The organism is Cupriavidus sp. UBA2010, assembly GCF_002335265.1.
GTDB lineage: Bacteria > Pseudomonadota > Gammaproteobacteria > Burkholderiales > Burkholderiaceae > Cupriavidus > Cupriavidus metallidurans.
Genome location: NZ_DDCI01000012.1, coordinates 124,655 through 147,181, shown reverse-complemented (window position 1 = coordinate 147,181; position 22,527 = coordinate 124,655). Strand labels below are relative to the sequence as shown.

The 22,527-nt window shown below is 62.8% G+C and carries 17 protein-coding genes and 1 tRNA gene; 7 read left to right on the top strand and 11 right to left on the bottom strand.

Translation table 11 applies throughout. The annotated features are described in order from the left end of the window. Window positions 1-358: 358 nt before the first annotated feature. Window positions 359-868, top strand: coding sequence for a hypothetical protein (locus tag B2246_RS07985; RefSeq protein WP_286882142.1), 510 nt, complete (start codon window positions 359-361; stop codon window positions 866-868). Window positions 869-1,384: 516 nt separating this feature from the next. After that, the gene (locus B2246_RS07980) at window positions 1,385-1,831 is read left to right on the top strand and encodes a phosphate-starvation-inducible PsiE family protein (RefSeq protein WP_008650638.1); all 447 of its coding nucleotides are present in this window, start codon (window positions 1,385-1,387) and stop codon (window positions 1,829-1,831) included. Window positions 1,832-2,227: 396 nt separating this feature from the next. On the opposite strand, the gene B2246_RS07975 is transcribed toward B2246_RS07980, so the two are convergent. The 3 genes from B2246_RS07975 to B2246_RS07965 form a co-directional block, all read right to left on the bottom strand. Next, window positions 2,228-2,303, bottom strand: a tRNA-Met gene (locus B2246_RS07975). Window positions 2,304-2,644: 341 nt separating this feature from the next. Further along, entirely contained in the window at window positions 2,645-3,205 is a 561-nt protein-coding gene (locus B2246_RS07970) for an NADPH-dependent FMN reductase (protein ID WP_286882145.1), read from the bottom strand. 93 nt (window positions 3,206-3,298) lie between these two features. Next, window positions 3,299-4,381, bottom strand: a complete 1,083-nt coding sequence (locus tag B2246_RS07965; RefSeq protein ID WP_008650635.1) for an enoyl-CoA hydratase/isomerase family protein — start codon at window positions 4,379-4,381, stop codon at window positions 3,299-3,301. A 146-nt stretch (window positions 4,382-4,527) separates the two neighbouring features. Between B2246_RS07965 and B2246_RS07960 the strand changes: the two genes are divergently transcribed. After that, entirely contained in the window at window positions 4,528-5,439 is a 912-nt protein-coding gene (locus B2246_RS07960) for a sterol desaturase family protein (RefSeq protein WP_035882552.1), read from the top strand. A gap of 85 nt (window positions 5,440-5,524) precedes the next feature. Here B2246_RS07960 and typA read toward each other — a convergent pair whose 3' ends face one another. Then, a complete protein-coding gene (typA, locus tag B2246_RS07955) occupies window positions 5,525-7,348 on the bottom strand; it encodes a translational GTPase TypA (RefSeq protein ID WP_008650631.1) in 1,824 nt (607 codons plus the stop codon). Window positions 7,349-7,543: 195 nt separating this feature from the next. On the opposite strand from typA, the gene B2246_RS07950 reads away from it, so the two are divergent. From B2246_RS07950 to B2246_RS07935, 4 genes are all read left to right on the top strand, one after another. After that, window positions 7,544-8,050 (top strand): MarR family winged helix-turn-helix transcriptional regulator, encoded by a 507-nt coding sequence (locus tag B2246_RS07950; RefSeq protein ID WP_286882147.1) that lies wholly within the window; start codon window positions 7,544-7,546, stop codon window positions 8,048-8,050. Between the two features lie 70 nt (window positions 8,051-8,120). Further along, the gene (locus B2246_RS07945; protein WP_008650624.1) at window positions 8,121-9,635 is read left to right on the top strand and encodes an AdeC/AdeK/OprM family multidrug efflux complex outer membrane factor; all 1,515 of its coding nucleotides are present in this window, start codon (window positions 8,121-8,123) and stop codon (window positions 9,633-9,635) included. A gap of 46 nt (window positions 9,636-9,681) precedes the next feature. Further along, window positions 9,682-10,923, top strand: coding sequence for an HlyD family efflux transporter periplasmic adaptor subunit (locus B2246_RS07940; protein WP_008650621.1), 1,242 nt, complete (start codon window positions 9,682-9,684; stop codon window positions 10,921-10,923). A 19-nt stretch (window positions 10,924-10,942) separates the two neighbouring features. Next, a complete protein-coding gene (locus tag B2246_RS07935; RefSeq protein WP_035882353.1) occupies window positions 10,943-12,556 on the top strand; it encodes a DHA2 family efflux MFS transporter permease subunit in 1,614 nt (537 codons plus the stop codon). Window positions 12,557-12,630: 74 nt separating this feature from the next. On the opposite strand, the gene truB is transcribed toward B2246_RS07935, so the two are convergent. From truB to scpB, 7 genes are all read right to left on the bottom strand, one after another. Next, window positions 12,631-13,572 carry a tRNA pseudouridine(55) synthase TruB gene (truB, locus tag B2246_RS07930; protein WP_008650619.1) on the bottom strand — a complete coding sequence of 314 codons (942 nt, stop codon included), beginning with the start codon at window positions 13,570-13,572 and terminating at the stop codon, window positions 12,631-12,633. Window positions 13,573-13,631: 59 nt separating this feature from the next. Then, window positions 13,632-14,003: a 30S ribosome-binding factor RbfA gene (gene rbfA, locus B2246_RS07925; RefSeq protein ID WP_008650618.1), complete on the bottom strand. Its 372-nt coding sequence runs from the start codon at window positions 14,001-14,003 to the stop codon at window positions 13,632-13,634. Window positions 14,004-14,067: 64 nt separating this feature from the next. Continuing rightward, window positions 14,068-17,007 (bottom strand): translation initiation factor IF-2, encoded by a 2,940-nt coding sequence (gene infB, locus B2246_RS07920; protein WP_286882149.1) that lies wholly within the window; start codon window positions 17,005-17,007, stop codon window positions 14,068-14,070. A gap of 83 nt (window positions 17,008-17,090) precedes the next feature. Beyond that, window positions 17,091-18,566: a transcription termination factor NusA gene (gene nusA, locus B2246_RS07915; protein ID WP_008650614.1), complete on the bottom strand. Its 1,476-nt coding sequence runs from the start codon at window positions 18,564-18,566 to the stop codon at window positions 17,091-17,093. Then, window positions 18,563-19,051 (bottom strand): ribosome maturation factor RimP, encoded by a 489-nt coding sequence (gene rimP / locus B2246_RS07910; protein ID WP_008650612.1) that lies wholly within the window; start codon window positions 19,049-19,051, stop codon window positions 18,563-18,565. Before rimP ends, nusA begins: the two co-directional genes overlap by 4 nt. Before the next feature lie 328 nt (window positions 19,052-19,379). Further along, on the bottom strand, window positions 19,380-21,263 hold the full coding sequence (gene rluB, locus B2246_RS07905) for a 23S rRNA pseudouridine(2605) synthase RluB (RefSeq protein WP_286882151.1): 1,884 nt from the start codon (window positions 21,261-21,263) through the stop codon (window positions 19,380-19,382). 28 nt (window positions 21,264-21,291) lie between these two features. After that, window positions 21,292-22,200, bottom strand: coding sequence for an SMC-Scp complex subunit ScpB (gene scpB / locus B2246_RS07900; protein WP_008647445.1), 909 nt, complete (start codon window positions 22,198-22,200; stop codon window positions 21,292-21,294). Window positions 22,201-22,527: the final 327 nt, after the last annotated feature.

The following is a 22,527-nucleotide window of genomic DNA, read 5'->3' as shown; positions in this document are numbered from 1 at the left end:
ATTTGCCGAAAAGAGCTCGCAAATTCCCGACATCATCCCGCCTTACATTGCATCGTCTCTTGTAGCGAACGAACGACGTTACTACTACGTAGCTGGCAAAGACCGCCAAGGCAGGCCACGCCTTTTCGAGGTGTTTCTGGTGAAGCCGACGGGTGAGTTGGATGCGGTTCCAGCATGTCTTTACCCTGGAGCCGTCCTCGAGCTATTTCCCACAGACCTCCAGATATTGGCCGCACCAGACCCCTGGGGAGGCAAAGTCCCGGACCTGACGACCACGCAGATCGCGGACGGACTACAGTCGATTTATCTCGACGAGCAACGGAACGACTAGCTCTAGTGCGAGCGATAGGACTCACCGATGAAATCCCCTACCCCAGCGCTGCTCCTGCTCGTCTTGGCCGTCTCAGTATTCAACGGCGCCGTCTTCGCAGCACAGCCCATCAACGGGTTCCGCGGTTTGCGCTGGGGTGATCCTGTCTCGTCAATCCCGAATGCCCGGAAAACTCAGAGTCTTGCAATAGGGGAGCACTGTTATGAGCGACCAGACGACACGCTCACAATGGGCAAGGCAACCTTGAGCGACATCCGATATTGCTTCTACAAGGACCGGTTCTCTTCTTTGGTCATTACGTTCGCGAGCGAACGCGACGGCGACGCGATAAAGCTGGCGCTAACCGAAGCATACGGTGTACCAAGCCAGCCCCATCCCGATCTGAAACACCATTACCGATGGCGCACATCCAAGGCCGAAGCGATCCTGGAGTATCGTCCTGAAGGTGGCGCGTTCATCGCCAACTCGGAGGCCCTCCGCCGCGAACGCAAGAACGAAATCAGGTCTAGCACCAAGAACCGCAGCGCCGACCGCTAGGGCGGCCTCGAAGTGGACGTCCGGCCTTTTACTCGTCGCGACGCTCATGGAAATGTGCGCTTCCTCAGCGTTGACCACCTTCGGCTTGCGGCCCGCCCCCAAACGAGCCCCTCCGTTGCGCCCTTTGACTCCAGCCATTTGAGTTCCCATTTGAAAAAGGGGAATTTTTTGCGCGTGAGAGGGCGCGCAATTGAGGTCTCGTGAGTCACTCAGGGTTTTGAGCCACCTCCCTGCCATCGGCGCGTGTGCCTGCCTCGGTCTGATATTTAGCGCCAACCTCTTTGCAGTCGGCGCCAAACCGGCTCTTTACGGGCACCTCAGGGACGACCAGACGGTCGAATTTTTCCTGAAGCGGGACAGACCCATCAGCGGGGAAGGTATGAAGGTGAAACCGACAATCTATGCCGTCTACGCAGTCATCCTAGCCACCGTGATCTGACGAGAAACTCTCGGTCAGGACGCCTTGGCGGCACCAACTATTTGCGGACAAGTTCTTAACGAGGAGTCTCGCCGGTTATGCAAGTGGAAAAGAAGATCACTGCCAAAATCACATTCTGGTTCGAACAATCCATCCTTGTGGCTGCTCAGATCCTGCTGATGGCGGTAATCTTGGCGATGGTCATTCAGCTTTGGATCATGTTTTCATCCGATATTCTCGAGCGCGTTAGCAGCATCGATACCGTCCCGGAGTTGATGAAGTCGGTGCAGACAGCCTTTTCCGGCGTACTGCTCATCATTCTCGGGCTCGAACTTATGGAAACACTGCGCGTCTATTTCAGATCGCACCGCGTTCGGCTGGAAACCATCTTGGCCGTGGCCATCATTGCCGTCGGCCGCCACGTGATTAATTTAGATGTGGAACACATGTCGGGCAGTGCCCTGATGGGCGTGGCCGCGGTGGTGCTCTCGCTAACGGGTGGTTACTTTCTGGTTCGATTCAAGTCGGCACCATCCGCAGATTGAGAACATCAAACCCGTCCGCAGGTCTACCTGGCGTGCCCTCAGCGCCAACGCCGACGGCCTCCGACAAAGCAACGTCGCTCGCGCCGCTCCGGAGCCGACGAACTACACCGGCAACATCGCTCAGCTCGCGACGACGCGCCAACACGCCTTCGCCCAGGGAGTCGCTCCGAATGGAGTCCACAAGTTTGTGCATGTCATGCCGGCTTTTTTTGGCGGCCGCGCCCACTCTAGCGAACCACACGAAAGACAACCACGCCATGCACCGATCTTCATTCGTGTGAACGCTGACGCCGATGCCATCATGCTGCGTCGAAATAATTCTGGACTTTTGACAATCATGCCAAAAACACAAAAACATAAAGCCCGCGCGGCATGAACCGAGCGGGCTTTCGAATCTGGTTGCGGGGGCAGGACTTGAACCTGCGACCTTCGGGTTATGAGCCCGACGAGCTGCCAACTGCTCCACCCCGCGGGGCGAACTATACGCGGATCTGCAGCGCATTGATACAAGAAAATGCAAAAAAGCCCGCGCGGCGTGAACCGTACGGGCTTTGGGCGTAACTCAGCAATTTGCGAAGAAAATTCTGGCCGCTGTCACACCCCGATCAGGCTCTGCGCTCCAACCATGGAGAAGCGGCACGAAAGACGCGGGCATTTGCAGCCACGAATCGGGCCTCAAGAAGGAAGATGCGAAAGCACACGCGACTTGCCGATTTGGGACAGGCCGAGGCATCGCCCGCACATCAACGCAGCTGCCAACAAAAACGGCGCCCAAAGGCGCCGTCACGATACTCGGACTGCTATCCGCTGCAATCAGCGCGGTGCGTTCGTTTCCACCCAGGCCGCGAAAGTCGTCAGGTACTTGTTCAGGAAGCCACGCGTGGATTCATTGGCGATATTGCCATGATCGTCGAAGAGCTTGTCCACACCGCTGATATAGGCCTCGGGCTGCTGCAGCACCGGGACATTCAGGAAAACCAGCGACTGGCGCAGATGGTGGTTGGCGCCGAAACCGCCGATATTGCCCGGCGATGCGCTGATCACACCGCCCGGCTTGCCATCCCAGGCGCTCTGGCCATAGGGGCGCGAGCCAACGTCGATCGCGTTCTTAAGTGCGGCTGGCACCGAGCGGTTGTACTCGGGCGTCACAAACAACACGGCGTCAGCACGACGAACACGGTCGCGGAATGCCACCCATTCCGCCGGCGGATTGGCATCGTCGTCCTGGTTGTACAGCGACAGCTGCCGGATCTCGACAATCTCGAGCTTCAGCTGCGGCGGCGCGAGCGCCGCGAGGGCCTTGGCCAGTTTCAGGTTGAAGGAGTCCTTGCGCAGGCTTCCCACCAATACGGCAACATCGCGAGGATTGCTCATAACGGTTCCTTTCACGGCTTGAACGAGTTCGAACGAAGTGAAGCCTGACCCGCGACAACGCTGCGGGCCAGTCCAGCCGACACTCTACTCGACTTACGCGCCCAGCGTGGCCAAGGGATGGTCATCCTTGCGCCACGGACTATCGAAGAACGCACGCACGCGCGCCGCACTTACCTCGTCCAGGCGTGGCGGATTCCACTTCGGCTGGTGGTCCTTGTCGATCACCAGCGCGCGGATTCCCTCGATGCCGTCGCCGTGACGGAACACGTCATGCATCATGTCGAGTTCCATCCGCAGTTCATCCTCGAGCGACATCGTGCGAGCGCGGCGGATCTGTTCGAGCGTGACGCAGAGCATCAGCGGTGAGCGGCTGCGCAGCGTGGCGGCGGTTTGCGCGGCCCAATCGCCATCGGCGTCGCTGACGGCTGCCAGAATCGCCTGTGCGGAGGCGCCGGCGAACAAGCTATCGATCAGGGCAGCATTCGAAGCCAGCTGGCTGGTGGATGGCACGCAGGCGTCGGCGTGCTGGCGCGTGAACGACGCAATCTGCTCGAGCACCGCTTCGCCACTGGTGAACTGCCGCGCCTGCAGCGATGCAACCATCTCGGCGATCGCGTTCGTTGGCAGATAGGCATCGGCCAGCTTCGCGTAAATGGCATCGGCCGCGCCGATCACCGCGCCAGTAAGGCCCAGGTACTCGCCGATATGGCCTTGCGTGCGCGCCAGGAACCATCCACCGCCAACATCGGGGAACAGACCGATATTGGTCTCCGGCATCGCCATCTTCGTCCGCTCGGTGACGATGCGCAGCCGCGCACCTTGCGAGATCCCCATGCCACCGCCCATGACCACGCCGTCCATCAGCGCGATGTAAGGCTTGGCATAGCGATGGATCAGATGGTTGAGCGCATATTCCTCGACGAAGAACTGGTCCAGCAGCGGATCGTTCGCCTGGTGCGCCTGGTAGAACCAGCGGATATCGCCGCCGGCGCAGAATGCCTTGCCGCCCGCGCCAGCCACTACCACGGCGTGGACTGCGGGATCGTTCTCCCAGTTTTGCAGTGCGCCGGTGATCGCGCGAATCATCTCGAGCGACAGCGCGTTGAGGGCCTGCGGCCGGGTCAGTGTCAGATACGCCACGCCGCCCTGCACCTGGGTCGATACAAACTCCGTCATTTCTGCCTCCATTATTGCAGGCAGCGATTCTACGACAGACCCGCCTAAGCGCCTGCCAGGGCACACCGCGGGAAACCCCCAATGCGCGTATGCGTATGGAGGAATCCCTCCATGCGAAACTGCGAAAAATATGCACACTGTCGGCCATGACACCCCAAACCCCTGCCCCCGAGGCGTTCGATCCCGGCCTGATTCTCCTGGCCTTTGCGCCGGTCTTCGTGCTGACGATAGGCTGGGAAGCCTGGTACTGGTGGAAGCGCGATCGCTCGGTTTATAGCTGGCGCGACACGCTCTCGAATGCCACGCTTGCGCTGATGCATCAGGCATCTGATGCGCTGTTTCTCTGGCTGATGGTTCGCACGATCTACACGTGGTGCTACGCGCACGGGCTTCGCGCGGTGCCGGAAACCTGGTGGTCGTTCGCGCTGCTGTTGATCCTGCAGGACTTCCTCTACTACTGGTTCCATCGTGCCAGCCACCGGGTCCGCTGGATGTGGGCGTCGCACGTGGCGCACCACTCGTCGGAGGGCATGAACTTCTCGACGGCCTTCCGGCAGAGCCTGACCTACCCGATCTCCGGCATGTGGATATTCTGGATCCCTCTGGCCCTCATCGGCTTCACGCCTGACTGGGTGATCCTTGCGGTGGGACTGAACCTGGCATTCCAGTTCTTCGTGCACACGCGACTGGGGCGACGCTGGCCGCTGGTTGAGAGGCTCGTCAACACACCATCGGTCCATCGCGTCCACCACGCGAAGAATCCTCAGTACATCGACCGCAACTACGCCGGAGTGCTGACGATCTGGGACCGGATCTTCGGTACCTTCGTGCCCGAAGAGGAAGCGCCGCAGTACGGCATTACGCGGCAGGTCCGCACCTACAACCCGCTGACGCTGACATTCCACGAATGGCGCGACATGTTCGCGGATGCCTGGCGCGAGCGTGACCCACGATATCTGTGGAAGCCGCCCGAGTGGCGCAGCCCTCGATCCGCATTGATGCCCGGTGCGGGCCAAACGCCCGCTGCCGGGCACGGACAGCGCTCCGACGCGATCTGATACGAACCTGCGCACTTGGGGCGGCAAGCGCCCATAAAAAAACCGCGCCACACCGGGCGCGGTTTCTTCTTCGAGCGGATGCCTGTCAGGCCACCGATTCGCGCGAGGCGCGCTTGCGCTCGTGCTCCTTCAGGTGGCGCTTGCGCAGACGGATGCTCTTCGGCGTGATCTCCACCAGTTCGTCGTCGGCGATGAATTCCACCGCGTACTCGAGCGACATCTGGATCGGCGGAACCAGTCGTACCGCTTCGTCGGTACCCGAGGCACGGACGTTGGTCAGCTGCTTGCCCTTGATCGGGTTCACGACGAGGTCGTTGTCACGGCTGTGGATGCCGATGATCATGCCTTCGTACAGGGCATCGCCCGGCTTCACGAACATGCGGCCGCGATCCTGCAGCTTCCACAGTGCGTAGGCCACGGCGTCGCCATCGTCCTGCGAGATCAGCACGCCGTTGTGGCGTTCGCCCAGGCCGCCTTCGCGCACCGGCGCGTAGTCGTCGAAGATGTGGCTGATCAGGCCGGTACCACGCGTCAGCGTCAGGAATTCACCCTGGAAGCCGATCAGGCCACGCGCCGGAATACGGTATTCCAGGCGGGTGCGGCCCTTGCCGTCCGATGCCATGTCGAGCAGTTCACCCTTGCGGCGGCCCAGCTCTTCCATTACCGAACCCTGGTGGCCGTCTTCCACGTCCACGGTCAGCAGTTCGTACGGCTCGTTCTTGACGCCGTCGATTTCCTTGAACACCACGCGCGGGCGCGACACGGCCAGCTCGTAGCCTTCACGACGCATGTTTTCCAGCAGGATGGTCAGGTGCAGTTCGCCACGACCCGAGACTTCGAAGATCGTATCGTCGCCGGTCTCAGCCACACGCAGCGCGACGTTCGACTTCAGCTCGCGGTCCAGACGCTCGCGCAGCTGGCGGCTGGTCACGAACTTGCCTTCGCGGCCGGCCAGCGGCGACGTGTTGACGCAGAAGTTCATCGTCAGCGTCGGCTCGTCCACCTTCAGCATCGGCAGCGCATCCTGGGCCTCGGGGGCGCACACGGTGCAGCCAATGCCCAGTTCCTCGATACCGTTGATCAGCACGATGTCGCCGGCTTCCGCCTCGTCCACGATCTCGCGCTCCAGGCCGCTGAACTTCAGCACCTGGTTGATACGGCCCTTGATCGGGTTGCCTTCCGGACCGAACTTGACCACCACGTCCTGCAGCGGCTTGGCGCGGCCACGCGAGATACGGCCGACGCCGATCTTGCCGACGTAGCTCGAGTAGTCCAGCGAGATGATTTGCATCTGCAGCGGACCGTTCGGGTCATCGTTACGCACTGGCACCTTGTCCAGCACGGTTTCGAACAGCGGCTTCATGTCGCCGTCGCGCACGTCTTCGGTCAGGCCGGCATAGCCATTCAGGCCCGAGGCGTACACCACGGTGAAGTCCAGCTGCTCGTCGTTGGCGCCGAGCTTGTCGAACAGGTCGAAGGTCTGGTTGATCACCCAGTCCGGACGAGCGCCCGGGCGGTCAACCTTGTTGATCACGACGATCGGCTTCAAGCCCAGTGCCAATGCCTTGCGCGTCACGAAACGCGTCTGCGGCATCGGGCCTTCCACGGCATCCACCAGCAGCAGCACGCCGTCGACCATCGACAGCACGCGCTCCACTTCACCGCCGAAGTCGGCGTGTCCCGGGGTGTCGACGATATTAATGTGCGTGCCGTTGTACTCAACGGCACAGTTCTTCGCGAGGATGGTAATCCCGCGTTCCTTTTCCAGGTCGTTCGAGTCCATCACCCGTTCGGCGATTTGCTGGTTCTCGCGGAAGGTGCCTGCCTGGCGCAGGAGTTGGTCGACCAGGGTGGTCTTGCCATGATCAACGTGAGCGATGATGGCGATATTACGGATGGCGCGGGTCATTGCGGCGTCCCCTGAAGGCGGAGCGATCGAAAAAATTAACCCAACATTCTAGCATGTTGCAGCGCGGAACGATGTGCTTTTGCTCAGAATAGATCAAGGGACACCATTGCGTTTCCTGCAATGGCAAATTTCTATTGTTGCCATATCATTAGCACATGCTTATATTTGCCCAGGCAAAGATTGCAGCGACAAGAGATGACGTCAAACACACCCGGCGACCTGTTCGATCCGGATCACTATGAAATCGGCAAAAGTGTCGGCTATCTGCTCGCCCGCGCCAAGAGCGCGCTCTCCCAGGGCGTTGAGCAGGAGGTCAGCAGCCTGGACATGACGCACGCCCAGGCCAGTTGCCTGATGATGCTGGCCAAGGGCGAGGCCACAACGGTGACCGACCTGGCCCGCAATCTCAATACAGATGCCGGCTCGGTAACCCGGCTCCTGAGCCGCATGGAAAAGCGCGGCCTGATCGAACGCACGCGGCGCGACGATGATCGCCGCGTGGTGGATCTGTCGCTGACCGCCGAAGGTGAAGCCATGGTCGAAAAACTGCCCGTGGTGTTTTGCAACGTGATGCGCCGACACTTCGTGGGATTCAGCCAGGAAGAAATAGAGAGCCTGCGCGACATGTTGCTAAGGCTGATCGCCAACAACGGTGGCGTTGCGTCGGCGGCCAGTTGTCCGCTCGAAAGGAACACGGGATAGCGCTGAACAAATATTCGAATCGAGGATAAGCGCCCTTCCCGTTGAAGCAAGATCTGGTCACAGTCACACAATGAATCTCTCCCCTTCCTCCACCCTCGGCCGCAATGGCGTTGCGGCCCGCACCGGCAGCCTGGCCTTGACGGTCCTGGCTGCCGCTGTCATTTCCGGCTGTGCCGCGCTGGGTAATTCGCACAGCACGCAGACGATGGCCGAACCCGGCACGATGGCCTCGCCGCAGACGTTCACCGCCGATCACGGCCAATGGCCGTCACAGGACTGGGTCGACCAGTTCCATGATCCGCAACTGCGCGCACTGGCCGACGAAGCCGTCAAGGACAACCCGAACCTGCAGGTCGCGCTGGCACGCCTGGAGGCGTCGCGCGCAATGGCCGATGCCACGCGCGCGGCGCTGTACCCGAGCGTCGATTTCGAAGGCAGCATCATTCGCCAGCGCTTCTCGGCCACCGACCTCTTCACTGGCACGCCGTTAGCGGGCTCCTGGCAGAACCAGTCCCGCCTGCAGTTCGGACTGTCGTGGGATCTCGACTTCTGGGGCAAGAATCGCGACGCGCTCGAAGCTGCCCTGTCGGATGACCGCTCAATGGAGGCCGAGAGCCAGGCCGCACGCCTGATGCTCACCACGTCGATCGCACGCAGCTACAACCGGCTGGCCGCGCTCTTCGCGCAGCGGGACGTGGCCGAACGTGCCATCGCCCAGCGCCGGGACCTGACCGATCTGTCCCGTCAGCGGCTGGCCGCTGGCCTCGACACCCAGGTGGAAACCACGCAGGCCCGTGCCACGGTTGCATCGGCGCAAACGGAACTGCAGGCCATCGACGAGGAAATCGCCCTGGCGCGCAACCAGATCGCCGCGCTGCTCGGCAAGGGTCCGGACCGCGGCCTGCAGATCACGCGCCCGACGCTGCTGGCTAACCCGACGCCACAATTGCCGGACGACCTGACGATCGGCCTGATCGGCCGCCGCCCCGACCTCGTTGCCGCCCGCTGGCGCGTGGAGGCCACGTCCAAGGACATCAGCGTCGCCAAGAAGGAATTCCTGCCCGACGTGACACTGACCGCGTTCGCCGGCCTGGCGTCGCTGGACCCCGCCAACCTGTTGATGAGTGTCAGCCGCACGTTCGGCTTCGGCCCGACGCTGCGCCTGCCGATCTTCGAAGGTGGCCGCCTGCGCGCCAACCTCAAGGGCAAGTACGCGCAGTACGACATCGCCGTGGCCAGCTATAACCAGACGCTGGTCGACGCGCTGCGCGAGGCCGCCGATACGGTGATCAGCATCCGCAGCGTTGATCAGCAGATCAAGACGCAGCGCGAAGCACTCGAACTGGCCGAGCACGCGTACTCGCTGGCCACCACGCGCTACAAGGCCGGCCTCGGCACGCAGTTGACCGTGTTGAACGCGGAGAGCACCGTGCTGCAGCAACGCCGTCAGGCGACAGATCTGCAGGCGCGCCGCCTGGATCTGCAGATGGGCCTGATCAAGGCTCTCGGCGGCGGCTATCACGAGGAAGCCGACGAAAAAGCCGGGGCCGTAGAACAGAACACGGAAAAGGGCACCCGGGGCTGATACGCCGGGCAATGCAAGACACGACGAAAATACGTACGAGATCGATATGAGCAACAACCAGCAATCGGCCAGCCAGAAACCCGCTCCAACCGGTGACAGCAAGCGCAAGCGCCTGCTCACGACGCTCACTGCCGCGATCGTGGTGGCCGGCATCGGCTATGGCCTGTACTGGGGCCTCTACGCCCGGCACTTCGAAAGCACCGATGATGCCTATGTGGCCGGCAACGTGGTCCAGGTGACCCCGCTGGTGGGCGGCACGGTGGTGTCAATCGCCGCCGACGACACGCAACTCGTCACCGCTGGCCAGCCGCTGATCCAGCTTGACCGCGCCGACACGCAGGTGGCCATGGAACAGGCCGAAGCCCAACTCGCGCAAGCCGTGCGTGAAGTGCGCACGCTCTACGTGAACAACGCCTCACTGGCTGCGAACGTGGCATTGCGCGATGCCGATGTGGCCAAGGCACGCGATGACCTGCGCCGCCGCCAGGCGATTGCCGGCTCGGGCGCAGTCTCGAGCGAGGAAATATCGCACGCCCAGACCGCGCTGAAAGCGGCCGAGTCGGCGCTGCTTGCCTCGAAGGAGCAGCTCGCGTCGAATCAGGTATTGACCGACCAGACCACCGTGGAAAAGCACCCGAACGTGCAGCGCGCTGCCGCCAATCTGCGTTCGGCCTACCTGTCGTTCGCCCGCTCCACGCTGCCGGCGCCGGTCACCGGCTACGTGGCCAAGCGCTCGGTGCAGGTTGGCCAGCGCGTGGCCGCCGGCACACCGCTGATGGCCGTGGTGCCACTCGATCAGGTCTGGGTCGATGCCAACTTCAAGGAAGTGCAGATCACCCATATGCGCATCGGCCAGCCGGTGGAACTGGAAGCTGACGTCTATGGCTCGAAGGTGAAGTACCAGGGCCATGTCGAGGGCTTCTCGGCCGGTACCGGGGCGGCGTTCTCGCTCCTGCCCGCGCAGAACGCCACCGGCAACTGGATCAAGGTGGTGCAGCGTCTGCCGGTGCGTATCGCGCTGGACGCCCAACAACTCAAGGAGCATCCGCTGCGTGTCGGCCTGTCGATGAACGTCACCGTTGACGTGCGCAAGGAAGAAGGCGCAGCGATGGTCACCGCAGCCAACGCCCGGCCGCTGCAGACGGACGTCTATGACAAGGTGGCGCAAGATGCCGACGAACTGATCGCCCGCATCATCTCCGTCAACAACGGCGGCCGCACGCCGGCACCGGCGGCGCCGGGCGGCGCCAGCGCGGCACGCGCAGCGGCCAAGCCTGCCAACACCTGATTCGCGGCCTGAGAAGTCCATGGCAGATTCCATTACCGCAGTGCCGGATTCCGGCGCGACGCCGGCCCCAAAGCCGAAGCCAGCGCCAGCCCGACATGCCGCGCCCCCTCCGCTAACGGGCGGCAAGCTCGTCATTGGCACCATCGCCCTGTCGCTGGCCACGTTCATGAACGTGCTCGACTCGTCGATCGCCAACGTGTCGATCCCGGCCATCTCGGGCGACCTCGGCGTGTCGCCGAACCAGGGCACCTGGGTCATCACGTCGTTCGCCGTCGCCAACGCCATTTCGGTGCCGCTGACGGGCTGGCTGACCACGCGTTTCGGCGCCGTGCGATTGTTCGTGCTGTCGATCTTGCTGTTTGTGCTCTCGTCCTGGCTGTGCGGCGTGGCACCGAACCTGGAGACGCTGCTGGCCGCGCGCGTGCTGCAAGGCGCCGTTGCCGGGCCGATGATCCCGCTGTCGCAGTCGCTGCTGCTGGCTAGCTATCCGGTTGCCAAGAGTTCGATGGCGCTGGCGCTATGGGGCATGACTACACTCGTAGCGCCGATCATGGGCCCCCTGCTTGGCGGCTGGATCTCCGACAACATGACATGGCCGTGGATTTTCTATATCAACGTGCCGATCGGCATCATGACCGCGTATGCCACATGGGCCATCTATCGTGATCGCGAAACACCGACGAAGATCCTGCCAATCGACCGCATCGGCCTGGCTCTCCTCGTGATCTGGGTGGGGTCGATGCAGCTCATGCTCGACAAGGGCAAGGAACTTGACTGGTTCCATTCCTCGATCATCGTGACGCTGACGGTGGTGGCGGTAGTCGGATTCCTGTTCTTCCTGATCTGGGAGAACTATGAGAAGCACCCGATCGTCGACATTCACCTGTTCAAGGGACGCAACTTCGCCGCGGGCGTGGTGGCAATCTCCGTGGCGTACGGGCTGTTCTTCGGCAACCTGGTGATTCTGCCACTGTGGCTGCAGACCATCATCGGCTACACCGCGACGGACGCCGGTCTGGTGATGGCGCCAGTGGGGATCTTCGCGATCATCCTGTCGCCAATCATCGGCCGCATCCTGCCGAAGGTCGACTCTCGCTGGGTGGCAACCGCTGCGTTCATTACGTTTGGCGTGGTCAGTTTCATGCGTGCTGGCTTTACCACAACCGTTGATACGCGCGCGCTGATCATCCCGACGCTGATACAAGGCGCCGCAATGGCGATGTTCTTCATCCCGCTGACGTCGATCATCCTGTCTGGCCAGCCGGCCGAGAAGATCCCGGCGGCTTCCGGTTTGTCGAACTTCGTGCGGATCACATTCGGCGCGATCGGCGCTTCGATCTCGACGACGATCTGGGAGAACCGCTCGGCGCTGCACCACGCCCAGTTGGTCGAACAGATCAATCCGTATAACCCGACGTACCAGGCACAGCTCGACCACCTGATGTCGATGGGGATGAGCCGGATGCAGGCGATCGGCCTGATGGAGCGGAATATCTCGCAGCAGGCATCGATGCTCGGCGCCAACGACATCTTCTGGATTTCCGGCGTGCTGTTCTTCGTGCTGATCGGCTTTGTCTGGCTGACCAAGCGCGCCAAGGGCGGCGGCGGCGCGGAAGCGGCCGGGGCGCACTGACGTCGAACATCGAATAAAAAAGGCATCGGGTTCATCCGATGCCTTTTTTACGTGGGCGTGACTTGTGCCGCGTCCTAGAGTTTGACTAGCCGCTCGGGGCGCAAGGCCCCTTCCTTCATCCGCGCCACGCCAAGCAGACGCCCTTCGTCGCCATAGACACGTGCCAGCGTGCCCTCATCCGGCACCTGCCCTTCCGGCAGATCGCGGCGTGCGATGCGCTGGCCTTGCAGAAAGCGCCCCGTCGCGGCGGCATCGAGATGCACCGGCGGGCACCGTTGCAGCAAGGCGTCGACAGGCGCGAGCATTCCCGGCCGTGCCTCGTCAGCCTGTGCATCAATCTGCTCGAGCGTGACCGCGCCTTCCAGCGTCAGATCTCCGACAGCGGTTCGGCGCAGCCCGGTCAGGTGCGCGCCGCAACCCAGCGCCTCACCGATGTCTTCGGCCAGCGTGCGGATGTAGGTGCCCTTGCTGCACGTGACACGCATCGTGAACGTCGCCGCAGGCAAATCAACGTCCAGCAGCGTGATGGCGTGAATCGTCACTTGCCGCGCGGCGCGCTCGACGGTCTGTCCGGCCCGCGCATACTCGTACAGCGGCTTGCCGTCCTTCTTGAGTGCCGAGTACATCGGCGGCACCTGTTCGATCTCGCCGGTAAAGCGCGCAATCGCCGCATCAAGTGCGGCGCGATCGCATGTCACCGACCGCTCGACGACGATCTCGCCCTCGGCATCGCCTGTGGTCGTCGTCGCGCCGAGCCGGACTTTCGCCTCGTAGGTCTTGTCCGCGTCGAGCAGATCCTGGGAGAACTTGGTGGCCTCGCCAAAACACAGCGGCAGCAGCCCAGTCGCCAGCGGATCCAGCGTGCCCGTGTGGCCAGCCTTGTTCGCGCGCAGCAGTCGCTTGGCGCGTACCAGCGCATCGTTGGACGACAGCCCCAGAGGCTTGTCGAGCAGCAGCACACCGTGCACGTCGCGGCGTGGCAGCCGGGGCGGTCGGGTCGCGGAGGAATCGGTCATTGCAGGGGAGGAAAAACGTGGTGCCGGCATCCACCGGCACCACTTGGGCAACCGTGGACTTACTCGTCGTCCTTGGCGCGCGTGGCGTTCGCTTCGTTGATCAGCTTCGACATCTCGATCGCGTGCTCCACCGACGTATCGTGATGGAAATGCAGCGTCGGCACGGTATGGATATGCAGCCGCTTGAACAGCAACGAATGGAGGTAGCCGGCCTTTTCCTTGAGGATGGCGGCAGCCGTCTCGGGTTCGGCGCCGAGCACCGTGAAGTAGACCTTGGCATGCGCGTAGTCGGGCGTCAGCGCCACCGACTGCAGCGTTACCAGGCCCAGGCGCGGATCGCGAATCTCGCGCTGGATCATCTCCGCCAGTTCCTTCTGGATCTGATCGGAGAGGCGCAGGTTACGGGAGGTGATATTGCCTTTCTTGGCCATTCAAAACTGAGCGTGAGCAGAAGTGAAAACGGCAGGCCGGAGCCTGCCGTCTTTACGTATCGCCTTACAGCGTACGCGCCACCTCTGTGATTTCGTACACCTCGAGCTGGTCGCCTTCCTGAACGTCGTTGAAGTTCTTGATCGACAGACCGCACTCGAAGCCTTGCTTGACTTCCTTGACGTCGTCCTTGAAACGCTTGAGCGAGTCGAGTTCGCCGTCGTGGATAACCACGTTGTTGCGCAGCACGCGCACCATCGAGTTCCGCTTGATGAGACCGTCGGTGACCATACAGCCAGCCACCGCACCCACCTTCGGCACACGGAAGACCTGACGGACTTCCACCTGACCGATCGTGGTCTCGCGCTTCTCCGGTGCCAACATGCCCGACATGGCCGCCTTGATCTCGTCTACCGCATCGTAAATGATGTTGTAGTAGCGGATGTCGATGCCGTTGTGCTCGGCCAGCTTGCGCGCGCCTGCGTCGGCACGCACGTTGAAGCCGATGATGACCGCCTTCGATGCCGTCGCCAGGTTGACGTCCGACTCCGAGATGCCACCCACGCCACCGTGCACGATCTGCACGCGCACTTCGCCCGTCGACAGCTTCTGCAGCGACTGCACCAGCGCTTCCTGCGAACCCTGCACGTCGGCCTTCACGATCAACGGCAGCGTCTGCACTTCGCCTTCGGCCATCTGCTCGAGCATCGTTTCCAGCTTGGCGGCCTGCTGCTTCGCAAGCTTCACGTCGCGGAACTTGCCCTGACGGAACAGCGCGATTTCGCGCGCCTTGCGTTCGTCCGGCAGCACCAGCACTTCCTCACCGGCGGCAGGCACTTCCGACAGACCCTGGATTTCCACCGGGATCGACGGGCCAGCTTCCTTGGAGGGCTTGCCGTTTTCGTCCAGCATCGCACGCACACGGCCATAGGCGCTACCAGCCAGCACCACATCGCCACGCTTGAGCGTGCCGCTGCTGACCAGGATCGTCGCGATCGGGCCCTTGCCCTTGTCGAGCTGGGCTTCCACCACCAGGCCTTTGGCCGGGGCGTCCACCGGTGCACGCAGTTCCAGCACTTCGGCCTGCAGCAGCACGTTTTCGAGCAGATCGTCGATGCCCTGGCCGGTCTTGGCCGAAACAGGCACGAACGGCGACTCGCCACCGTACTCTTCGGGCACGACCTGCTCTGCCACCAGTTCCTGCTTGACGCGGTCCGGGTTGGCTTCGGGCTTGTCGACCTTGGTGATCGCCACCACGATCGGCACACCGGCAGCCTTGGCGTGCGCAATCGCTTCCTTGGTCTGCGGCATCACGCCGTCATCGGCGGCCACTACCAGAATCACAATGTCGGTTGCCTTGGCGCCGCGGGCACGCATGGCCGTGAAGGCCTCGTGACCCGGGGTATCCAGGAACGTGATCACGCCGCGATCGGTTTCCACATGGTAGGCACCGATGTGCTGCGTAATGCCGCCCGCTTCGCCCGCTGCAACCTTCGTGCGGCGGATGTAGTCGAGCAGCGAAGTCTTGCCGTGGTCGACGTGACCCATCACCGTCACCACCGGCGGACGCGGCAGCATCTCGGCATCGGCGTGATCCTCGCCATCCACCACCAGCAGCGCTTCAGGATCGTCCAGCTTCGCGGCGAACGCCTTGTGGCCCATTTCTTCCACCACGATCATGGCGGTTTCCTGGTCCAGCACCTGGTTGATCGTCACCATCTGGCCGAGCTTCATCATCTGCTTGATGACCTCGGATGCCTTCACGGCCATCTTGTGCGCCAGATCGGCCACCGAGACGGTTTCCGGCACGTGCACTTCACGTACCACCGGTTCGGTTGGCGCCTGGAAGTTGCTGCGTGCGTCATCGGCATTGTGCTTGCCGCCACGGCCACGCGGGCCGCTGCGCCAGCCACCGACACCGCCGGACGAATCGCCGCGCGTCTTCAGGCCACCGCCCTTCTTGCCGCGGCTGCTTTCATCCTGCCAGGTACCGGTCTTGCCACCCTTGGCGCCCTTCTTGTCGCCAGCGGCAGCCGTGGTCGTCGTGGCCGCCGGTGCGGGCTTCTTGTCGTCCTTCTTCGCTTCGGTCGTGGCGCCAGCCGGCTTCACCGGCTTGTGCAGCGTGCCGGTCTGCTCGGCCTTCTTTTCCTCGGCCTTGCGCTCCGACGGCGCCTTCAGCACACGTGCCGGCGCATTCAGCATCTGCTGAATCGCGCGGGCTTCCGCTTCGGCGGCTTCGCGGCGGCGACGGGCGGCAGCATCCTGCTCGGCACGCGCCTTGTCGGCTGCAGCCTTCGCGCTGTCCTGCTCGGCGCGCGCCTTGTCGACAGCAGCCTTGGCGTCGTCGGCGTTCTTCTGCGCTTGCGCGCGTTCCGTGGCCAGACGTGCCTTGTCGTCTTCTGCCTTCTTGCGCGCGGTTTCCTCGGCGGCGTCGGCTGCGGCCTGTGCGGCGGCAGCTTCTTCAGCAGCCTTCTGGGCCAGCAGCTCGGCCTGGCGGCGCTGTTCGGCCTCCAGGGCTTCCTGCTTGGCGCGGCGTTCGGCTTCCTCGCGCTCGGCGGCCTCGCGGGCTGCCTGAGCCTCGGCTTCCTGACGTGCCAGGGCCTCGGCCTGCTCGCGGCGCTGTTCCTCATCGCGACGCACTTCCTCGGCAACGGCCTCGGCCGATTCCTGGGCGTCGGCGCCGTCGCCGTGAGATTCCACGTCGTCACGCTTGATCAGGACGCGCTTCTTGCGCACCTCCACCTGCACCGTGCGTGTCTTGCCGGTGGAGTCGGATTGGCGGATCTCGGAAGTCTCACGCTTGGTCAGCGTGATCTTCTTGCGCGCGCTGTCGTCGGACTGACCATGCGACCGCTTCAGGTAATCCAGCAGCCTGGTCTTGTCCGATTCGGTGATGACGTCGTCTGGCGTTGCTTTGCCCACCCCAGCTGCCTGCAATTGTTCCAGCAGTGCAGCAGGGCTGCGGCTCAGTTCTGCGGCCAGTTGGGCAACTGTTGTGCTTGCCATTCAAACCCTTTCAATGCTCGGTTTCTACGTCGGGACAATTCGTGTGCGGAAAGCGCGTCCAGGCTTCACCCCGGACGTGTCCCTCAGTTAAACCAATGTTCCCGTGCTTTCATGATCAGCGCCTTGGCTTCTTCCTCGCCCACGCCGGCCAGTTCGACCAGTTCGTCCACGGCCAGCTCGGCCAGGTCGTCGCGTGTGTGGATGTTGCCTTCGGCCAGTTTGCCGATCAGCTCGGGCGTCAGGCCGTCGAGCGAGCGCAGATCCTGCGACACCTCTTCCACCTTTTCTTCCCGGGCCAGTTCCATCGTCAGCAGCGCATCGCGGGCGCGATTGCGCAGCTCGTTGACGGTGTCCTCGTCGAATGCCTCGATTTCCATCATTTCACTGATGGGCACGTAGGCCACTTCTTCCAGCGAGGAGAATCCTTCCTCGATCAGAATGTCCGCCACTTCCTCGTCCACGTCCAGCTTGGCCATGAACAGCTTGCGCACCACTTCGCTTTCCTCGGCCTGCTTCTGCGCCGATTCTTCCTGCGTCATGATGTTGATCTGCCAGCCGGTCAGCTCCGACGCCAGGCGTACGTTCTGACCACTGCGGCCGATGGAGACGGCGAGGTTTTCCTCGTCGACCACCACGTCCATGCTGTGCTTCTCTTCGTCGACCACGATCGACTGCACCTGTGCCGGTGCCAGCGCGCCGATGACGAACTGCGCCGGATCTTCCGACCACAGCACGATGTCCACGGCCTCGCCGCCGATCTCGTTACGCACGGCCGTCACGCGCGTGCCACGCACGCCCACGCAGGTACCGATCGGATCGATTCGCTTGTCATGCGCCACCACGGCGATCTTCGCGCGCACGCCCGGATCGCGTGCGGCAGCCTTGATCTCCAGCAAGCCCTGTTCCATTTCAGGCACTTCGTTCTCGAAGAGCTTGATCAGGAACTCAGGCGCGGTACGCGACAGCTCGATCTGCGGGCCACGCGCGGCGCGGTCCACATTGAGGATATACGCGCGCACACGGTCGCCGGTGCGCAGGTTTTCCTTCGGAATGATCTGGTCACGTGCCAGCAGCGCTTCCACGCGGCCCGACTCGACGATCAGGCCCTTCTTGTCGGCGCGTTTGACCGTGCCGGTCATGATCTTTTCGCCACGATCCAGATAATCATTCAGGATCTGCTCGCGCTCGGCGTCACGAATACGCTGCAGGATGACCTGCTTGGCCGCCTGCGCGCCGATACGGCCGAACTCGACCGACTCGATCTGCTCTTCGATGTAGTCGTCGAGCTGGATATCGGCATTCTGCTCACGTGCCTCGAACAGCAGGATCTGCTTGTCCGGCTCCTGCAGACCTTGTTCATCAGGAACGACGAGCCAGCGGCGGAACGTCTCGTGCTCACCGGATTCGCGGTCGATATGGACGCGAATATCCACGTCCTCCTCGAAACGTTTCTTGGTGGCAGAGGCGAGAGCCGCCTCCAGTGCACCGAAAACCACATCCTTGTCGACGTTCTTTTCGCGAGCTAGCGCATCGACGAGCAACAGAACTTCGCGGCTCATTGCTTGTTCCCTTTTCTTTGATTTCCCTTGAAGTCGATCACCGGCACCAAACGTGCGCGATCGACATCGGATATGGCGAATTCCAGCAGTGCCGGACCGTCCTTGCCTTCGAACTCCAGGCCGATCTTCTCGGCCCCAGCGTCTCCTGCGGGTTCACACAGGATGCCCACGAAATTCTTCTGGCCATTGACCGGCAGGCGCAGCGTAACCCTGACCTCAGCACCGGCAAAGCGAACGTAATCGGCCAACTTCTTCAGCGGCCGGTCCAGGCCTGGCGACGACACTTCGAGGCGCTCGTAATCAACGTTCTCCACAGTGAGCACGTGAGTGAGCTGGCGACTGACTTTCTCGCAATCCTCAATGACGATGCCAGTTTCAGGCTGATCGATGTAGACACGCAGAAGTCCGGCCGGGGCACGCTCAAGCTCAACCAACTCGTAGCCCATGCCGATAAGGGTGGTTTCGATCAAATCTGCCAGATGCACTGTAATCCCGAGTAGTGGCCTTCAATACTGTGGCAGACACCGGACAACGCAATACGCTCGGAATTGATGCTCGACGCGACCTGCAAACCGTCCTGCCTGCCCAATCATCCTGCCGGCCCGCCATGTGACGAAAACCAGCCGCAAGTACAAACGGGCGAACCAAAAAAAAATGGGCGCAATGCCCATCATTCGCCCATCCTCGCCGAGGATGATACTTTTGAATAGACTTTGATTATACGCGGATTATGTCCAAAAGGCAAAAGCCTCCGAGGTTCCGCTCCGGATCAGGGCGATTGCCGACCATTGCCGGCACCGCCCGATCCGTCAATCAACGCTGACCTCGGCCGCGCGGACGGCGACTACCGCCTCCCGCACCCTTGGCGGCCTTTGGCATCACATTTCCATTGACCTCGCCGCCGCCGCGACGCTGGCGATTGCCACCTGCGTTGCCCGCATTGCCAGCGTTTCCGGCCTTGCCACCCCGCCCGCCGCGACCACCACCGGCGCCGGGGCCTCGCAGGCCACCGCCCATCCCGCCGCCAAACTTGGTCGTGTGCGATGTCAGCGGCGCAGGGCCGGACGGAATGTATCCCATCGAGGTCTGCATCGGGTCAGGCTGCCCACGGCCCGCACCCCCGGCATTACCACCCCGGCCACCGCTCTTCTCGTAGCGCGGCAGACCATCCATGCCGGTGTGCATCGGCATGCCCGCCAGCGCTGCTTCTTCGCGCTGCTTGCGGCCGCCAACCTTCGTCACACCCTTGCCGCCGCTCTGGGCTTCCTTGGACGGCGCCTTCAGTCCAATGTTGGCCATCAGGCCGCGCACATCCGTCGGATCCAACTCTTGCCAGCGACCGCGCTTCAAGCCGCGCGGCAGCAGGAACTGACCATAACGCGTGCGGATCAGGCGCGACACGGTCAGACCAACGGCCTCGAACATGCGACGCACTTCGCGGTTACGGCCTTCGGTCAGCGCCACGTGATACCACTGGTTCACACCCTCGCCACCGCCATCGGCGATCCGCAGGAAGTTTGCCTCGCCATCATCGAGCTGAATGCCATGCAGCAGTCGCTGACGATCGGCTTCGGCCAGTTCGCCCAGCGTGCGCACTGCGTATTCGCGCTCCACGCCATAGCGCGGGTGCATGAAACGGTTCGCGATATCGCCCGACGTGGTGAAAATCAACAGCCCTTCGGTATTGAAGTCGAGGCGGCCGACCGCGACCCACTTGCCGTTCTTGATGCGCGGCAGGCTATCGAAAACGGTCGGACGGCCTTCCGGATCCGACTGGCTGACGATCTCGCCGGAAGGCTTGTGATAGAGCAGCACGCGTGGAGGCTTGGTCGTCACCTTGCGGTGAATCAGCTTGCCGTTCACGCGGACCTGGTCGGTCGGCAGAATACGCTGGCCGATGTGGGCAGGCAGACCATTGACCGACACACGCCCCTGCAGGATCAGCTCTTCCATCTCGCGGCGCGAGCCAAGTCCACCCTCCGCCAGGACTTTGTGCAGCTTGGGCGCGTCGTCGTCAGCGGACAGTTCGCGCACCGGCTTGGCCTTGGTGCGCGGCACGATCGTGTCTTCCTGATCGAACTGCTCGGAAATCACGAAGCGGAACAGATCCTCGCCACCGGCAGCAGGCTTCGCGCCGCCCTTGCCGGCTTGCCGACCGGGCTTGTCGCCCTGGCGCTGCTCGACACGCTGGTCGCCCCTGTCAGCACCCGGCTTGCCACCAGGCTGTTGACCCTTGCGCTGACCGCCCTTGTTACGGCGACCCGGCTGTTGCGAGGCTGGCTTGTTGTCGCCATCTACCAGCGCAGCCTTGCGTTGCGGCTGCTGACGGCGCTTGCGAGCCCCTTGCGCGGACTGATCCGATCGCGGCTGCGCGTCGCCACCTGCCTCCTCGGCACCGGCAACTGCTTGCGTATCGGCGGCCGGCGCCGGCTTGCGACGCCCGCGGCCACGCGCGGGGGCAGCGGCCGGCGAAGCATCGCCGCCTTCGCCAGACGACGAGGGCTCGGCATCGTCGCGCCCCGTTTCCCGGCCATCGCGGTCCTGCGCCGACTGGCGACGGGAAGCCACTAGATTGCGCAGGCCGCGGCGCAGCCCCTTGCGGCGGGGCGCGCCTTCGGCGCCGTTACCCTCGGGGGCAGCGCCGGTGTCGCCCGGCACGTCCGGCTGGCGGACGTCTTGCTCAGCGGAATCAGACAAAGTATTCACTATCGATGTTGCATGTTGTTCAGTTGGACACGCGCTCGTCGTCGTCCTCGGTCGCCAGCGGCATATCACCGTCGGGGGCCGGAACTGCGGCGTCTTCCTGCGAGGAAGACTCTGTGTCCACATGGAATCCGTTGGCCAGAGCCACCGGCGCGTCATCGTCTTGCCCATCACCCTCGGGCAACTGCGCGACGCTGTCGTTCTGTTCGTTTTCATTGCCGGCGGCATCGCTCGCGCCACCGGACAGATCTTCGGATTGCGGCTCGACCGACAACTGCTCAACTGCCGGCTCACCCGTCTCAGCCACTTCTACGGTGGCCTCCGAAAAGGCCTCCTCGTCACCAGCAGGCGGATTCGCCGTCGCGACCGCTTCGAAATCGATGGCCTGCTGATCCAGCAGAGCCGCCTGAGCCTGGGCCTGGGCATCCTCGAGCGGCGGCAACTCATCCAGCGAGCGCAGACCAAGATCATCCAGGAATGCCTTGGTCGTTGCATACAACGCGGGGCGACCAGGCACGTCCCGGTGACCGATGACTTCGATCCAGTCCCGGTCCTCAAGCTTCTTGACCACCTCCGTGCTGACCGTTACGCCCCGGATCTCTTCGATGTCACCGCGCGTCACCGGCTGGCGATACGCGATGATCGCTAGCGTTTCCATCACGGCACGCGAGTACTTCGGCGGCTTCTCCGGGTTGAGCCGATCAAGAAACTCGCGCATCTCGGGGCGGCTCTGGAACCGCCAGCCGCTGGCCAGGGCCACGAGCTCCACCCCGCGCTGCTGCCAGTCGTTGCGCAGCTCTTCGAGCAGAACCCGGATGGTGTCGGCACCGACGTCGTCGGCGAACAACCGTCGCAGATCACCAACGCGCAATGGCTCCTGCGCACAGATCAGCGCGGTCTCGAGGACGATCTTCGCCTCTTGGGTATTCATGTGATTGTGTGCAGCCTGTCTTTGCACCTGCTTCTGGACGAATCCTGAAGCACTGGAGATTGCAGATACAGCGAGGCCTGAGCCACCGCCATCTCATCGCGCAGCCAACTCGCAGCTTTTCGCAGCGGAGCCGTGCACCTCATTTTCTTTGCATCGAATTGCCGGGTCGTTCCGGCAGGAGATCGTCCGGGGCTGACAGACTACGCCAGTCAACGGACCTCTTGCGTCGCACCCTCTCCCTTTTGGGGTGGACATTCACCTGGACAATCAGATCGCCAAGGCGGCAAGAAACAATCGATATCGGCCCAGGCAACTTCGCCTGGCACC